General features: G+C 71.3%; 12 protein-coding genes. 9 read left to right on the forward strand and 3 right to left on the reverse strand.

Annotated features, from left to right (window positions below; genetic code table 11):
* The first annotated feature begins 27 nt into the window (after positions 1-27).
* On the forward strand, positions 28-630 hold the full coding sequence (locus EWH70_RS04985) for a TetR/AcrR family transcriptional regulator (RefSeq protein ID WP_240686799.1): 603 nt from the start codon (positions 28-30) through the stop codon (positions 628-630).
* Between the two features lie 369 nt (positions 631-999).
* Here EWH70_RS04985 and EWH70_RS04990 read toward each other — a convergent pair whose 3' ends face one another.
* Both EWH70_RS04990 and EWH70_RS04995 read right to left on the reverse strand, forming a co-directional pair.
* A complete protein-coding gene (locus EWH70_RS04990; RefSeq protein ID WP_130474250.1) occupies positions 1,000-1,593 on the reverse strand; it encodes an HNH endonuclease family protein in 594 nt (197 codons plus the stop codon).
* Between the two features lie 162 nt (positions 1,594-1,755).
* Positions 1,756-2,436 (reverse strand): hypothetical protein, encoded by a 681-nt coding sequence (locus EWH70_RS04995; protein ID WP_240686800.1) that lies wholly within the window; start codon positions 2,434-2,436, stop codon positions 1,756-1,758.
* A gap of 56 nt (positions 2,437-2,492) precedes the next feature.
* Between EWH70_RS04995 and EWH70_RS05000 the strand changes: the two genes are divergently transcribed.
* Positions 2,493-3,779 carry an adenylosuccinate synthase gene (locus EWH70_RS05000; RefSeq protein ID WP_130474032.1) on the forward strand — a complete coding sequence of 429 codons (1,287 nt, stop codon included), beginning with the start codon at positions 2,493-2,495 and terminating at the stop codon, positions 3,777-3,779.
* Positions 3,780-3,802: 23 nt separating this feature from the next.
* Here the strand turns inward: EWH70_RS05000 and EWH70_RS05005 are convergent, their stop codons facing one another.
* Positions 3,803-4,909 (reverse strand): glycerophosphodiester phosphodiesterase, encoded by a 1,107-nt coding sequence (locus EWH70_RS05005; RefSeq protein WP_130474033.1) that lies wholly within the window; start codon positions 4,907-4,909, stop codon positions 3,803-3,805.
* A 196-nt stretch (positions 4,910-5,105) separates the two neighbouring features.
* Here EWH70_RS05005 and EWH70_RS05010 point away from each other — a divergent pair, with 196 nt between their 5' ends.
* The 7 genes from EWH70_RS05010 (at position 5,106) to EWH70_RS05040 (ending at position 13,003) form a co-directional block, all read left to right on the forward strand.
* Positions 5,106-7,073 carry a TRAP transporter permease gene (locus EWH70_RS05010; RefSeq protein ID WP_130474034.1) on the forward strand — a complete coding sequence of 656 codons (1,968 nt, stop codon included), beginning with the start codon at positions 5,106-5,108 and terminating at the stop codon, positions 7,071-7,073.
* 13 nt (positions 7,074-7,086) lie between these two features.
* On the forward strand, positions 7,087-8,079 hold the full coding sequence (locus EWH70_RS05015) for a TAXI family TRAP transporter solute-binding subunit (RefSeq protein WP_130474035.1): 993 nt from the start codon (positions 7,087-7,089) through the stop codon (positions 8,077-8,079).
* A 157-nt stretch (positions 8,080-8,236) separates the two neighbouring features.
* A complete protein-coding gene (gene purD / locus EWH70_RS05020; RefSeq protein ID WP_130474036.1) occupies positions 8,237-9,490 on the forward strand; it encodes a phosphoribosylamine--glycine ligase in 1,254 nt (417 codons plus the stop codon).
* Between the two features lie 92 nt (positions 9,491-9,582).
* The gene (locus tag EWH70_RS05025) at positions 9,583-10,005 is read left to right on the forward strand and encodes a hypothetical protein (protein WP_130474037.1); all 423 of its coding nucleotides are present in this window, start codon (positions 9,583-9,585) and stop codon (positions 10,003-10,005) included.
* A complete protein-coding gene (locus tag EWH70_RS05030; protein WP_240686801.1) occupies positions 9,989-10,582 on the forward strand; it encodes a DUF3558 domain-containing protein in 594 nt (197 codons plus the stop codon). Before EWH70_RS05025 ends, EWH70_RS05030 begins: the two co-directional genes overlap by 17 nt.
* A gap of 2 nt (positions 10,583-10,584) precedes the next feature.
* Positions 10,585-12,228, forward strand: coding sequence for a PPE domain-containing protein (locus EWH70_RS05035; protein WP_240686802.1), 1,644 nt, complete (start codon positions 10,585-10,587; stop codon positions 12,226-12,228).
* Between the two features lies 1 nt (position 12,229).
* Positions 12,230-13,003 carry an ESX secretion-associated protein EspG gene (locus tag EWH70_RS05040; protein ID WP_276320530.1) on the forward strand — a complete coding sequence of 258 codons (774 nt, stop codon included), beginning with the start codon at positions 12,230-12,232 and terminating at the stop codon, positions 13,001-13,003.
* Positions 13,004-13,034 lie beyond the last annotated feature (31 nt).

A 13,034-nucleotide genomic window follows, 5' to 3' on the forward strand; every position in this document is an offset into this window, starting at 1 on the left:
AGCCGCGGACGTCCCCGGAAGCTGCCGGTGGACGAGCAACGCGCGCTGGTGCTGCGAGCGGCCCGTTCGGTCTTCGCGGCCAGCGGTCTCGCCGCGGGCACCATCGAGCAGGTCGCGCGGGCGGCGGGGGTCACCAGGCAGGCGGTGTACGAGCTCTACGCGGACAAGGCGCGGTTGTTCGCGGCGGCGGTCGCCGACGCCGAGCGGATGGCATTCGCCGAGGTCGGTGAGCGGGCCCGGGACGCGTCGGAGCCCCGACTGCGGGTGTGGGCACGCGGCAACTACGCGGCGATGTTCGACTTCGTCGCCGAGCACCCCGACGTCATGCCGCTGCTGCAGCAGGCCGAGCGGGCGGGCGACCCGGCGCTGACCCGGCTACGCGAACGGCTGGCCGTCGTCTACGCCGAGGCCAGCCGCAAGCGCTGGGCCGCGCAGGGTGTGCGGTCGGGCCGGGCCGACCGGGCGCTGGTCACGATGTACTTCGCGATGACCGAGGCGCTGGTGAACATGACCTGGGACGGCGACCCGCCCGACCGCGAGGCGCTCGTCGACCTGCTGACCGAGTTCACCGTCGGCGGCGTGCTGCGGCTGCAGGGCCAGGCGCCCGAGGTCATCGAGCGCCTGCGCTGAGGTCCAAGGCACGTGAAGGCCACCTTCACCACGTGAGACGTAATGGCCCCGGCAGAGTCGGGAGTCGTGGGCGATTGCCGTGAGGGCGCCCTTCACGGCATCAGACGCCACCACATCCGCCCTCACCCCGGCACACCCGCCTCCAACACCACAACCACCCCACCAGCCACCACGAACGAGACAACCCGCCAAGCACCAAAGCACGTGAAGGCCACCATCACCACGTCACACGTAATGAAGGTGGCCTTCACGAGCTTGACCCCAGGCGCGACGGGAGAACCCGGTCCACATCGTGAGTTCTGCGCTCACGCACGCGAGTTCTGCACTCCGGTGGCCTTCACGTGCTTGGCGCGGGAGTGGAACGAACCCTCAGCAGCGGCCCAGCATGTCGGTCAGGGCACCCTTCTCCGGCTCGCTCACCGTCAGCTGCCACTTGTGCTTGACCGCGATCCACATGCGCGCGTAGGTGCACCAGTAGCCGACCACCGGCGGCTTCCACTGGTCCGGCGACTTGTCGCCCTTCTCCTGGTTGACGTTGTCGGTGACCGCGATCAGCTGCGGGTCGGACAGGTCGTTGGCGAACTGCTCACGTTTGTCGGTGGTCCAGCCGGACGCACCGGTCCGCCAGGCGGCGGCCAGCGGCACCACGTGGTCGATGTCCACATCGGACGCCTGGCTCCAGGTCGCGTCGTCGTACGGGCTGAACCACTTGCCGGACGTCGCCGCGCAGTCCGGCCCGGTCTGCACGCCCTCGCCGTCGCGCTTGAGGACGACCTCGCGGGTGTTGCAGCTGTTGCCCTGGTCGCTCCAGTGCGGGAACTTGTCCCGGTCGTAGCCGTCCGACGAGCCGTCCGGCTTGACGGTCAGCGCGCCCAGCTGGGTGCGGGCCGTCGCGGCGTCCGGGATGTTCGGCGGTTCGGCGACCGCAGCCGGAGCGGCGCTGACGGTCGCGCAGGCCACCAGGGTGACCGATACGCCGAGAGTGGCAAGGGAACGACGGGCGAGCCGGGCAGGGGACACGGTGTTACCTCCGGTTCGGCGACAACGGTCAGTACAACAGTTGGTTACTTTCTGACTGTGACTGACACGGGTGACGAGAGCAACACCTGTGGGTGAACGATTGTGTCAGGCCAGACCACGAACGAGGCGGAGATCCTCGGTGTGTCGGTACCACGTCCAGCGTTTCATCGGCCGCGGATGCCGCACGCCGTCGTACTCCGGCACCGCCGGGATGCAGCCGAGCTGGAACGCTCGCCCGCTGAACGTCACCGGACGGCGGAACACCAGCCCCCTGGTCACCCGCACCACCAGCCCCGCTCCGCCGTCGGGATCCGGCGTCACCTCGACCGTGCGGGCCGCACCGCGCAGCGCGACGTCGTCGTCGCAGTAGCCGACCCCGCGCACCGGCCCGATCCGGCCGGACCCCACCAGCACACCGCCCGCGTCGTCGCGGATGAGCGGCACCGGGTCGACGTCGCCCCGCACGGCCAGGGCCAGCGCCCGCACCGGGTCCACCGGCAGCCGCCACAGCTCGGCGACCGCCGAGTCCGGGTCGGTGGTCACGTAGCCGACGGTCGTGCCGGTCAGCCGCTCCTTGCGCAGCAGCCGCAGCACGACGGCGGCCAGATCGGCGTCGGTGCCGACCACGACGAGGTGATCGGCCTCGGGCAGCAGCGGGTCGACGTCGGCCTTGCCCGGACGGCTCCCGACCCGCTCGACCCGCAGGTCGACGCCGGGAAGTTCGGGCGTGTCCGGCCCACAGAGCAGCACCAGTCCCCGCACGCCGAAGCCCTCCGTTACGCTCATGCACCGGCATTTACCGAGGCCAACTTATCCAGCCCGCCGAATACCTGGAGTGTCACATGCCGGCCATTGTGCTGATCGGTGCCCAGTGGGGAGACGAGGGCAAGGGCAAGGCCACCGACCTGCTCGGCGACCGCGTCCAGTGGGTCGTCCGCTACCAGGGCGGCAACAACGCCGGTCACACGGTGGTGCTGCCGGACGGCCAGGACTTCGCCCTGCACCTCATCCCCTCCGGCATTCTCACGCCCGGGGTCACCAACGTCATCGGCAACGGCGTGGTGGTAGACCCGGGCGTGCTGCTCGACGAGCTGGCCGGGCTGGAGGAGCGCGGCGTGGACACCTCGCGGCTGCTGCTGTCCGCCGACGCGCACCTGATCATGCCGTACCACGTGGCCATCGACAAAGTCACCGAGCGCTACCTCGGGGCCAAGAAGATCGGCACCACCGGCCGCGGCATCGGCCCGTGTTACCAGGACAAGATCGCCAGGGTCGGCGTGCGCGTGCAGGACCTGCTGGACGAGAAGATCCTGCGGCAGAAGGTCGAGGCCGCGCTGGAGGTCAAGAACCAGATCCTGGTCAAGGTCTACAACCGCAAGGGGCTCGATCCCGAGCAGGTCGCCGACGAGGTGCTGGCCGCTGGCGAGAAGTTCGCCCACCGCATCGCCGACACCCGCCTGGAGCTGAACAAGGCGCTGGAGCGCGGCGAGACCGTGCTGCTGGAGGGCTCGCAGGGAACCCTGCTCGACGTCGACCACGGCACCTACCCGTTCGTGACGTCGTCCAACCCGACCTCCGGCGGCGCCAGCGCCGGGTCCGGCATCGGGCCCGGCCGGATCACCACCGTGCTGGGGATCCTCAAGGCGTACACCACGCGGGTCGGCTCCGGGCCGTTCCCGACCGAGCTGCACGACGAGTCCGGCGAGAACCTGCGCAAGGCAGGCGGCGAGTTCGGCGTGACCACCGGCCGTTCCCGGCGCACCGGCTGGTTCGACGCCGTGATCGCCCGCTACGCAGTGCGCGTCAACGGCATCACCGACTACTTCCTGACCAAGCTGGACGTGCTGTCCGGACTGGAGAAGGTGCCGGTGTGCGTGGCCTACGACGTCGACGGCGTGCGCACCGAGGACATGCCGATGACGCAGACCGACGTCCACCACGCCGTTCCGGTGTACGAGGAGATGCCGGGCTGGTGGGAGGACATCTCCGAGTGCCGCACGTTCGAGGACCTGCCCGCCAACGCGCGCGCCTACGTCGAGCGGCTGGAGGAGCTGTCCGGCGCCCGCATGTCGGCGATCGGCGTCGGCCCCGGCCGCGAGCAGACCATCGTGCGGCACCGGTTCCTGTAGCGGCGCCGCACGATGGTCGCGCGCTACCCGAGGGCTTCCAGCGCGGTGTCGGGGTGGTCGCTGAACAGGCCATCCACCCCGGCATCGAGGTAGGCCCGGTACTCGGCGAAGGCGTCGCCCCACGCCGCCGGGTCGGCCGACGACCGCAGGTTCGCGGGCAGGAAGCTGTTCTCGTTGCGGAAGGTGTAGGGCACCACCGGCAGCCGGGCGGCGTGCGCGTCACGCACCAGTGACGTCGGCTGGGCCAGGTTGCCCGCCGCGTCCCGAGGGATGACCTGCGCCTTCTCCGGGCCCAGGTAGTCGGCGTAGCGGGCGATCTCCCGCAGTCCCGCCGGCGTGACCAGGTCGGCGTAGGTACGCGGGTCACCGGACTCGACGAAGTCCGCCGGAGCGCCCTGCGCCGACGTCAGCTGCACCAGCCGTACCCGCAGCTGCCGGTTCAGCTCCTTGAGGTTGCCCACCTCGAACGACTGCACGATCACCGGCGCGTTCGGCCGGTTCAGGCCGTTGCGCCGGATCAGCTCGACGAGCTTCGGCTCGGTCGGGTTGCCGATCTTGCGGAAGTACGTGGAGTGCTTGATCTCCGGGTAGGTGCCCAGTTCCCTGCGCAGCTCGCGGCCGAGCCGCTTGGTCAGGTCCAGCACCTCCTGGTAGGTCGGGACCTGGAAGCGCCCGTTGTAGATCGTGTTGTTCGGCCGCAGCTGCGGGATCCGCTCGGTGGCCCGCAGAGTCTTCAGCTCGGCGAGCGTGAAGTCCTCGGTGAACCAGCCGGTGTACGACGTGCCGTCGATCGTCTTCGTCGTCTTGCGCCCGGCGAACTCGGGGCGGGAGGCGACGTCGGTGGTGCCGCTGATCTCGTTCTCGTGCCGGGCGACCAGCTGGCCGTCCTTGGTCGGCACCAGGTCGACGTCGACCCAGTCGACGCCCTGCCGGTAGGCCAGCTCGTAGGACGCGAGCGTGTGCTCGGGACGGTAGCCCGGCGAGCCCCGGTGGCCGACGATCACCGGACCATCATGACCCCTGCCGATGGTGGGTTGCACCGAGGCCGGTTCGGCACTCGCCGAGCCGACGCTGAGCACACCGAGCAACGTGAGCCCGGACAGGGCGATTACACCCAGCCGCTTTCGCATGTTGACCGCCTTAGCTGATGGACCTGGGAAAACGTGGCAACGAGTTCGAACACTGAACGGCCCGCACGTCCGTCCGGCGACGCTGGCGCCACAGAACGGCTACATACGGGTAAACGCCCGATAGATCAAACCTTTTCGTGTGACCGTCGACACCGTAACGTGCATTCAGCACATCGGGTGACAACGCGGAGTGACGATGACGGTGCGGGAGTCGGACGCGCAGGCGGCCGAGATCGCCGCGTCGCACGACGAGGAACGCCCGGCCCGGCGACTGCCCCGCCGTCCCGAGCTGATCGTCTACCTCGCCGCGCTCGCCGTCGCGTTGTTCGTGCTCAAGCAGGTGTTCTGGCCGCTGGCCAAGGGCAACCACTTCTACCTGGTCATCTTCCTCGGCTGCACGCTGCCGCTGGTGTTCGTCTGCTACCGCCCGCGGGCCGGGGCGAGCGACAGCCCGGGCTGGCTGGACTGGGTGCTGGCCGCCTGCTCGCTGCTGGTCGGGTTGTACCCGGTGCTCGGCGGGTTCGACAGCTTCCTCGACCGGCAGGGCTCGCTGTCCACAATGGACGTCGTGGCGGGCGCGCTGCTGCTCCTGCTGGTGCTGGAGGCCACCCGCCGCACCACCGGCTGGGTGCTCCCGATCGTCTGCCTGATGTTCCTCGCCTTCGCCTACTACGGCGGTTTCCTGCCGCAGGACTGGGGAATCGCGCACGCGGGCATCGACTTCGACCAGATCGTCAACGCGCTCTACAACGACGCCAGCGGCTTCTACGGCACCCCGCTCGACGTCGCCGCCAGCTACATCGTGTTGTTCACCATCTACGGCGCGGTGCTGAACGCGTCGGGTGCGGGCACGTTCTTCGTCGACTTCTCGTTCGCCCTGTTCCGCCGCTCCCGCACCGCGCCGGGCCGCACGACGGTGCTGTCCGGGTTCCTGCTCGGCACGGTCTCCGGCTCGGGGACCGCGACGGCGGTCAGCCTCGGCTCGATCACCTGGCCGATCCTGCGTAAGGCCGGTTATCCCAGGGAGAACGCGGGCGGGCTGCTCGCCGCGTCCGGCATCGGCGCGATCCTGTCGCCGCCGACGCTGGGTGCCGCCGCCTTCATCATCGCCGAGTACCTGCAGACCGAGTACCTGACCGTGCTGGTCTGGGCCATCGTGCCGACGTTGCTCTACTACCTCGGCATCGTGTTCGCCGTCGAGGCCGACGCCCGCCGGTTCGGCGCCACCGCCGTCGAACTGACCACCGGCAGCGCCGGGAAACTGCTGCTGCGCGGCGGTTACCACTTCCTGTCGCTGGCGATCATCGTCGTCTTCCTCGCGCTGGACATCCCGCCGTTCGCCGCCGTCGTCTACGCCACCGCCGTGGCCGCCTTGTTCGCGCTGGTGGCCCGGTGGCGTGCCGGTGATGTGCGGGGCTGGGGCCGCGCGATGCTGGACGCGTTGTCGCTCGGCGTCCGCGGCGCGCTGCCGGTGATCGCGGTGTGCGCGGCCGCCGGGGTCATCACCTCGGTCATCACCAAGACCGGACTCGGCCAGGAACTGGCGAACGCGCTGGTCGCCGCCGCGCGGGCGATCACCGACAACGGCACCGCGGTGCTGATCCTGACCGTCGTGTTCTCCGCGGTCGCGGTCGGCGTGCTCGGACTGGCAGTGCCGGTGACCGCATCGTTCATCATCGCCTGGGTGGTGCTCGGCCCCGCGCTGGCCGACCTCGGCGTCGACGACGCCGAGCGGGCGATGTTCATCTTCTACTACGCCGTGCTGTCCGAGGTGACGCCGCCGACCGCGCTCGCGGCCGTCGCCGCCGCGGCCATCACCGGCGGGTCGGTGATCAGAACCATGTGGCAGGCGTGGAAATACACCCTGCCCGCGTTCCTGGTGCCGATAGCCTTCGTGCTGACCGACAACGGCGCGGCCCTGCTGCTGCGGTCCGATCCGCTGACCGTGCTGTGGGTGCTCGCCGCGTCGGCGCTTGCCGTCGCCGCACTGGCCGTCACCACCGGTGGCTGGCTGGGCGGGCCGGTGCGCTGGCCGGTGCGGGTGGTGGCCGCGCTGGCGGCCGTCTGCCTGCTCTACCTGGAACCGGTCGTCGTGGTGGTCGGGGCCGGGTTGTGCCTGATCGCCGGGGTCCTGCAGTTGCTGTTCCGGTCGAAACCCGCCTGACAAGGAGATCCTCATGCGCTCGAAGGTGTTGCTCGCCGGCGCGCTGGTGGCCGTCCTGACCGCGTCCGCCTGCGGTGGGAAGCAGACGCAGGACCCGCCCGCCCAGGGCGGTCCCGCGGCCTGCGAGGCGTCCGACGGCCGGATCACCATCGCCACCGGCAACACCGGCGGCGTGTACTACGTGCTCGGCGGTGGCCTGGCGCAGGTGATCAGCGCCAACTCCAAGCTGAAGGCGACGGCTGCCGAGACCGGCGCGTCGGTGCAGAACATCGAGCAGCTGGTCGCCGGTGCCTACGACATCGCGTTCACGCTCGCCGACACGGCGTCCGACGCGGTCGGCGGCAAGGAGGCGTTCAACGGCAAGCCGCAGAAGATCCAGGCCCTCGCGCGGATCTACTCGAACGCGACGCAGGTCGTGGTGCGGGCCGACTCGGGGATCAACAGCGTCGCCGACATGCGGGGCAAGCGGATCTCGACGGGGTCGCCGAAGTCGGGCACCGAGGTGATCGCCAACCGCATCCTGGCCGGCGCCGGGCTCAAGCCGGACACCGACGTCCAGGCACAGCGGCTGGCGCTGGGCAAGACCGTCGAGGGCATGAAGGCCGGCACGCTGGACGGGCTGTTCTGGTCGGGTGGCCTGCCGACGCCGGAGATCACCGACCTGACCACGTCCATGGGCGGTGCGGTGAAGTTCATCGACGTGACCCCGCAGCTCGGCGCGCTCAAGCAGATCAGCCCGGTGTACGAGTCGGGCGCGATCCCGGCCGCGACGTACAAGCTGCCAGCCGACGTCCCGACGGTGATGGTGCCGAACATGCTGGTGGTGCGGGAGGACTTCCCCGCCAACAACGCGTGCGCGATCTCGAAGCTGCTGTTCGACCGCAAGGCCGACCTCGAACAGGTGCACCCGGCCGCGAAGCTGATCACCAAGGACCACGCCGCGCACACCCTCCCGGTGCCCCTGCACCCCGGCGCGGAACAGGGCTTGGGCATGCAGGCACACTGAGGTCTCTGCCCTCGCTTCGCTCGGGCGCGGTCGGGCCCCCTCAGTCGGCGTCTTCCCTCCTCGCCGTCGCTCGCTGCGCGAGCTTGGGGCTCGTCAGTCCAGACGCCGACGGGCCCGACCGGTGCCTGGGTCGGCGCGTCCCCTTATCCTTGTCGACGTGCGTGTCCTGGTAGTCGGGTCCGGTGCCCGCGAACATGCCCTGGTCCTGGCCGTCTCGCAGGACCCGGCGGTGACCGCCCTGGCCTGTGCCCCCGGCAACGCCGGCATCGCCGCGCTGGCCGAGCAGCTGGCCCTCGACGTCGCCGACCCCGCCGCTGTGGCCGAGCTGGCCACCACCTGGCGGGCCGACCTGGTGGTCGTCGGTCCCGAGGTCCCGCTGGTCGCCGGGGCCGCCGACGCTGTTCGCAAGGCAGGCATCCCGTGCTTCGGCCCGTCGGCCGCGGCCGCCCGGATCGAGGGGTCCAAGGCGTTCGCCAAGGACGTCATGCTCAAGGCGAACGTGCCGACCGCGCAGAGCGAGATCGTCGACAACCCGGCACGCCTCGACGCGGCACTCGCCCGCTTCGGCCCCACCTGGGTGGTGAAGGACGACGGCCTGGCCGCGGGCAAGGGCGTCGTGGTCACCACGGACGTGGAGAAGGCGCGCGCACACGCGATGACCCTGCTCGACGGCGGTCACCCGGTGCTGCTGGAGTCGTTCCTCGACGGGCCGGAGATGTCGTTGTTCTGCCTGGTCGACGGCCGCACGGTACGGCCGCTGCTGCCCGCGCAGGACTTCAAGCGCGTCGGCGACGGCGACGCCGGCCCGAACACCGGCGGCATGGGTGCCTACTCCCCGCTGCCGTGGCTGCCCGCCGACCTGGTCGACGAGGTGATCCGGACGATCGTGCAGCCCGTCGTCGACGAGCTGGCCGACCGCGACACCCCGTTCAACGGCCTGCTCTACGCCGGTCTCGCGCTGACCTCGGCCGGTCCGCAGGTCATCGAGTTCAACTGCCGCTTCGGCGACCCGGAGACCCAGGCCGTGCTCGCGCTGCTGCACACGCCGCTGGCCGGCCTGCTGCTGGCGACGGCCACCGGCCGTCTCGGCGAGCAGCCGCCGCTGGAGTGGGAGGACGGCGCCGCGGTCACCGTGGTCATCGCCGCCGACGGCTACCCCGGTGTGCCCCGCGCTGGCGACGTCATCACCGGCGCGGAGTCCGACGGCGTGCTGCACGGTGGCACCCGCAGGCGGGACGACGGCGCGCTGGTCGCCCACGGCGGCAGGGTGCTGTCGGTGGTCGGGGTCGGCAAGGACCTCGCCGCCGCCCGGCAGGAGGCCTACGCCAAGGTCGACAAGGTGCACCTGGCCGGGTCGCACCACCGCACGGACATCGCGCTGAAAGCCGTTCGCGGAGAAGTCGCGGTCTGACGGAACCGGCGGGTGCCGGGCTGCGTCCAACTACAGGTCGCCGTTACACGCACATTGGTAGCCTGCTACCGACCGTAGGGTGGGGTGCGCAGATGTCAGACAACGAGAACCTGGTCACGAACGCCTTCTACACGAAGCCGGCAGGCGGATCCGGGCTGCCGACGACCGTGCCCGGCATACCCGGGGCAGCCGATCTGCAGATCGAGCCGGACAAGGTCGGCGCGGTCGCCAAGGTGATCGTCGACCAGGCCGACGCTCTGGAGGAGCGGCTCAGCCAGAAACTGGCCGAGCTGCGCATCGACGCCCCGTCGGCCGACGTCGTCAGCACCAAGGCCGTCGAGGCCTGGAACGACGTGATCACCGTCGGCGAGGGCTCCTACGAGAAGCGGGTGCGTGCCTACGTGCAGAACCTGCGCACGCTGGCCGACCAGATCCGCGCCGCGGCGCGGACCTACCGTGCCGACGACGACGCCACCGCCGAAAGCCTCGGGGAGCGGCGTGTCTTTCCGGTCTAGCGCCGCGGGCGCGGGACTGGTGCTGCTCGCGCTGGCAGGGTGCGGATCCGACCCGGCGCCGCAGCAGCAGCCGCAGACCCCAGCGAGCCCGCCTGCCCCGTCGCCGGCCGCGCAGCGTCCGAGGGACCTGCCGATCGCGGGCGTCGACCCGTGCTCGCTGTTCACCCAGCAGCAGCTCGACGAGCTGAAGGTGACCCGCAAGCCCAAGCAGCTGGAGGCCGACGACCAGCGGGACGGGCCCACCTGCTCGCTGGGCGTTTCGGTCGGGCAGCCGCACTACACCTACTACGTGGAGCTGATCGCCGACGCCGACCTGCAGGACTGGGTGTCCGGCAGGCACGCGGAGAACAGCATGACCAGCGAGCCGGCCGATGTCGCGGGCTACCCGGCGCTGACCCGGTTCGCGCGCGGCGAGTCGCCGAGCGACTGCGAGACGATGGTCGGGGTGGCGCAGGGGCAGACCCTGCGCTCGCAGATGTACCCGGTGACCCAGGGTGTGTTCGACCAGAAGCAACTGTGTGACATGGCCAAGCAGGCCGCGACGGCGGCCGTGCGGACGCTCGAGGCGAAGGGGTGAGCGTGGTGGACATTCCGGCCATGGTGGAGAGGCTGCGCACCCACCGGTTCGACGGCTACACCAACGAGATGCTGGCGACCGAGATCCAGGCGTTCCGTACCGGGCGCGGCTCGGACAGCGTCGGTGACGCCGTCGAGGCGCTGCGAGCGGTGGCCAAGGAGCTGTCCAACACCGACCGGACGCTGCGGGAGGAACTGGCCAAGCTCGGCGTCGACTGGACCAGTGGCGCAGGCACCCGGGCGGGAGCCGTGCTCACCGAGCACGCCGGGTTCTCCGACGCCGCCAACGACCGGGTCAACCGCTCGGCCGGGCTGCTGTTCGCGCAGGGCGAGGCGTTCACCCGGACCCTGCACAAGCTGCCCGACGCGCAGCAGCTGCTCGCCGGCTCGGGTGAGCTGACGCTCGGCGACGAGATCATGAGCCTGATCGGGTACGAGACCGACCACGTCAAGGCGGTCAAGGCCTCCCGGGAGGCGCGGCAGCAGGCGATCGGCGCGCTCAACGAGTACGCCCAGGAAAGCGGTCAGCACCTGTCCGAGTCGCAGTCGATCGACCAGCCGGACATGATGCGGATGGTCGGCGACAGCGAGTCGTCGACCCAGGCCGCCGGTGCCGCGGTCAAGGTCGACCCGGTTCCGGACGTACCCGTCACCGGTGGCAAGGGCACGGTTCCGGCGTCCGTCCCGGCCGGTCCGGTCGGCGGCTACGACCCGCCGACTCCGCCGATGGGCTTCCCCCGCCCGGGCACCGGCGCAGGTGTTCCGGACACCACCACACCCAGCGGCACGGCCCCGCCGTCGTCCTCGCCACCGCCCGCGGCTCCGCCGCCGCAGACCGGTGTCGTCGGGCCGGTGCCCGGAACCCGGCCGTCCGACCCGCCCGCGGCACGTCCCTCGCCCGCTCCGTCACCCGGCACCACCGGGCCCGGCGGTCTCGTGGTTCCGCCGACCGGCGCCGGGACCGGGCCGGGCGGGCAGTCCGGCCAGCCCGCGCGGCCGGGAACGCCGGGGTTCGTTCCCGGCAAGACCGGGGTCACTCCCGGGGTCCCGGCGCCGGGAGGCACGTCCGGCGCGCCGTTCGGGAAGATCCCGGCCACGGGTGGCGACGCCGGCTTCGGCAAAGTCGCCGGTGGTGGCGGTGCCGACGGCCTGCTCGGCAAGCAGGGCGGTGACGAGGCCCTCGGCAAGGGCCGGGTGATGGGTGCCGGGCCGCAGGCCCCCGCGAGTGGTCCGGTTTCCGGCGCGGGCTTCACGAACGTGCCCCGTCCGGCCGGTGGGGTCGGCGACTTCGCGGCAGGCGCGGCCGCGCTGGGTGCGGGCGGTGTGGCCGGTGCGGTCAGCGGTGACGACGAGCGGCGTGGCCGCGGCGTCGGGCGCAGCGCGCCGGGTGCCGGACGGCCCGGTGCGGGGCGGGTGCCCATCGGCGACCTGCCGGAGGAGGAACTGCGCGCACTGCGCAATGCGGACAAGCTCGGCGACCGGGAGGGCCGCCGCGGCGCCAACTACCTGGAGAAGGCCGCACCGCAGGACGGCGACGAGGACGCCGACCACGTGCGCCGGTACGGCATCGACGACCAGGACCTGTTCTCCGACCAGCGGATGGTGTCACCGGACGTGATCGGCGACCACGGCGGCGAGCAGCGCTGACGTGGGCGCGCCGAACGACAGCATCGTGCTGTCCACTTTGGAGTTTGACATGCTGTGGGAGGCCGAACGGCTACCCCTGCGGCACGTCGCATTGGACGTCCCGACGCCCGGCATCACCCACGCCGAGCGGGAGCAGCTGATCGAGCAGGCGTGGACGTCGCTGGCCCGTCGCGGGCTCGCCCGCGGCAGGCAGGCGTCCGGTGAGCTGATCGACATGCTCAACCTGTTCGCGCACCCGAAGGTCAGCATCGACGTGTGGGTGTGGACGGACCGGGAGATCCGCGGCCTCGCGGTGAGCACCGGCAGCCAGGCGCTGCTGGGGGTGGTCGACGGCGACGAGGTGTGGCTCATCCCCGCCCGGGACGCCGCGCTGCCGGAGGCGGCGGTGTCGGTGACCGGGGAGCTGGCGCCCGGCGTCGGCCGGTCGGTGAGCCTGCCGCACGACGTGCTCGTCGAGGCCGATGCCGAGGCACGCGGCGACGCGAAGGCCCTGGTGACCTGCCTGGAGGACCGTGGCGTCGTGCTCTGGCAGGCGCAGGAGCTGGCCGGGATGCTGCTCGGGCAGACCGCACGCGGGCAGTTCGGCGTCGAGCGCACCGGCCGGGACGGCCAGACGCACCGGGCCCGGCGGGTGGTCGCGTTCCACGACACCGACGCGGGCCGGTATCTGTTCCAGCTGGCCACCAACACCGACGGCAGGGACTGGGCGACCATCGCCCCCGCCGACAACGCCCTGCTGGCGCAGCGGATCTGGGAGCTGCTGGAGGAGGTCTAGTGTCCCCGCACCGGACTTCCGGTGCAGGACA

It is taken from the genome of Amycolatopsis suaedae (assembly GCF_004214935.1).
GTDB lineage: Bacteria > Actinomycetota > Actinomycetes > Mycobacteriales > Pseudonocardiaceae > Amycolatopsis > Amycolatopsis suaedae.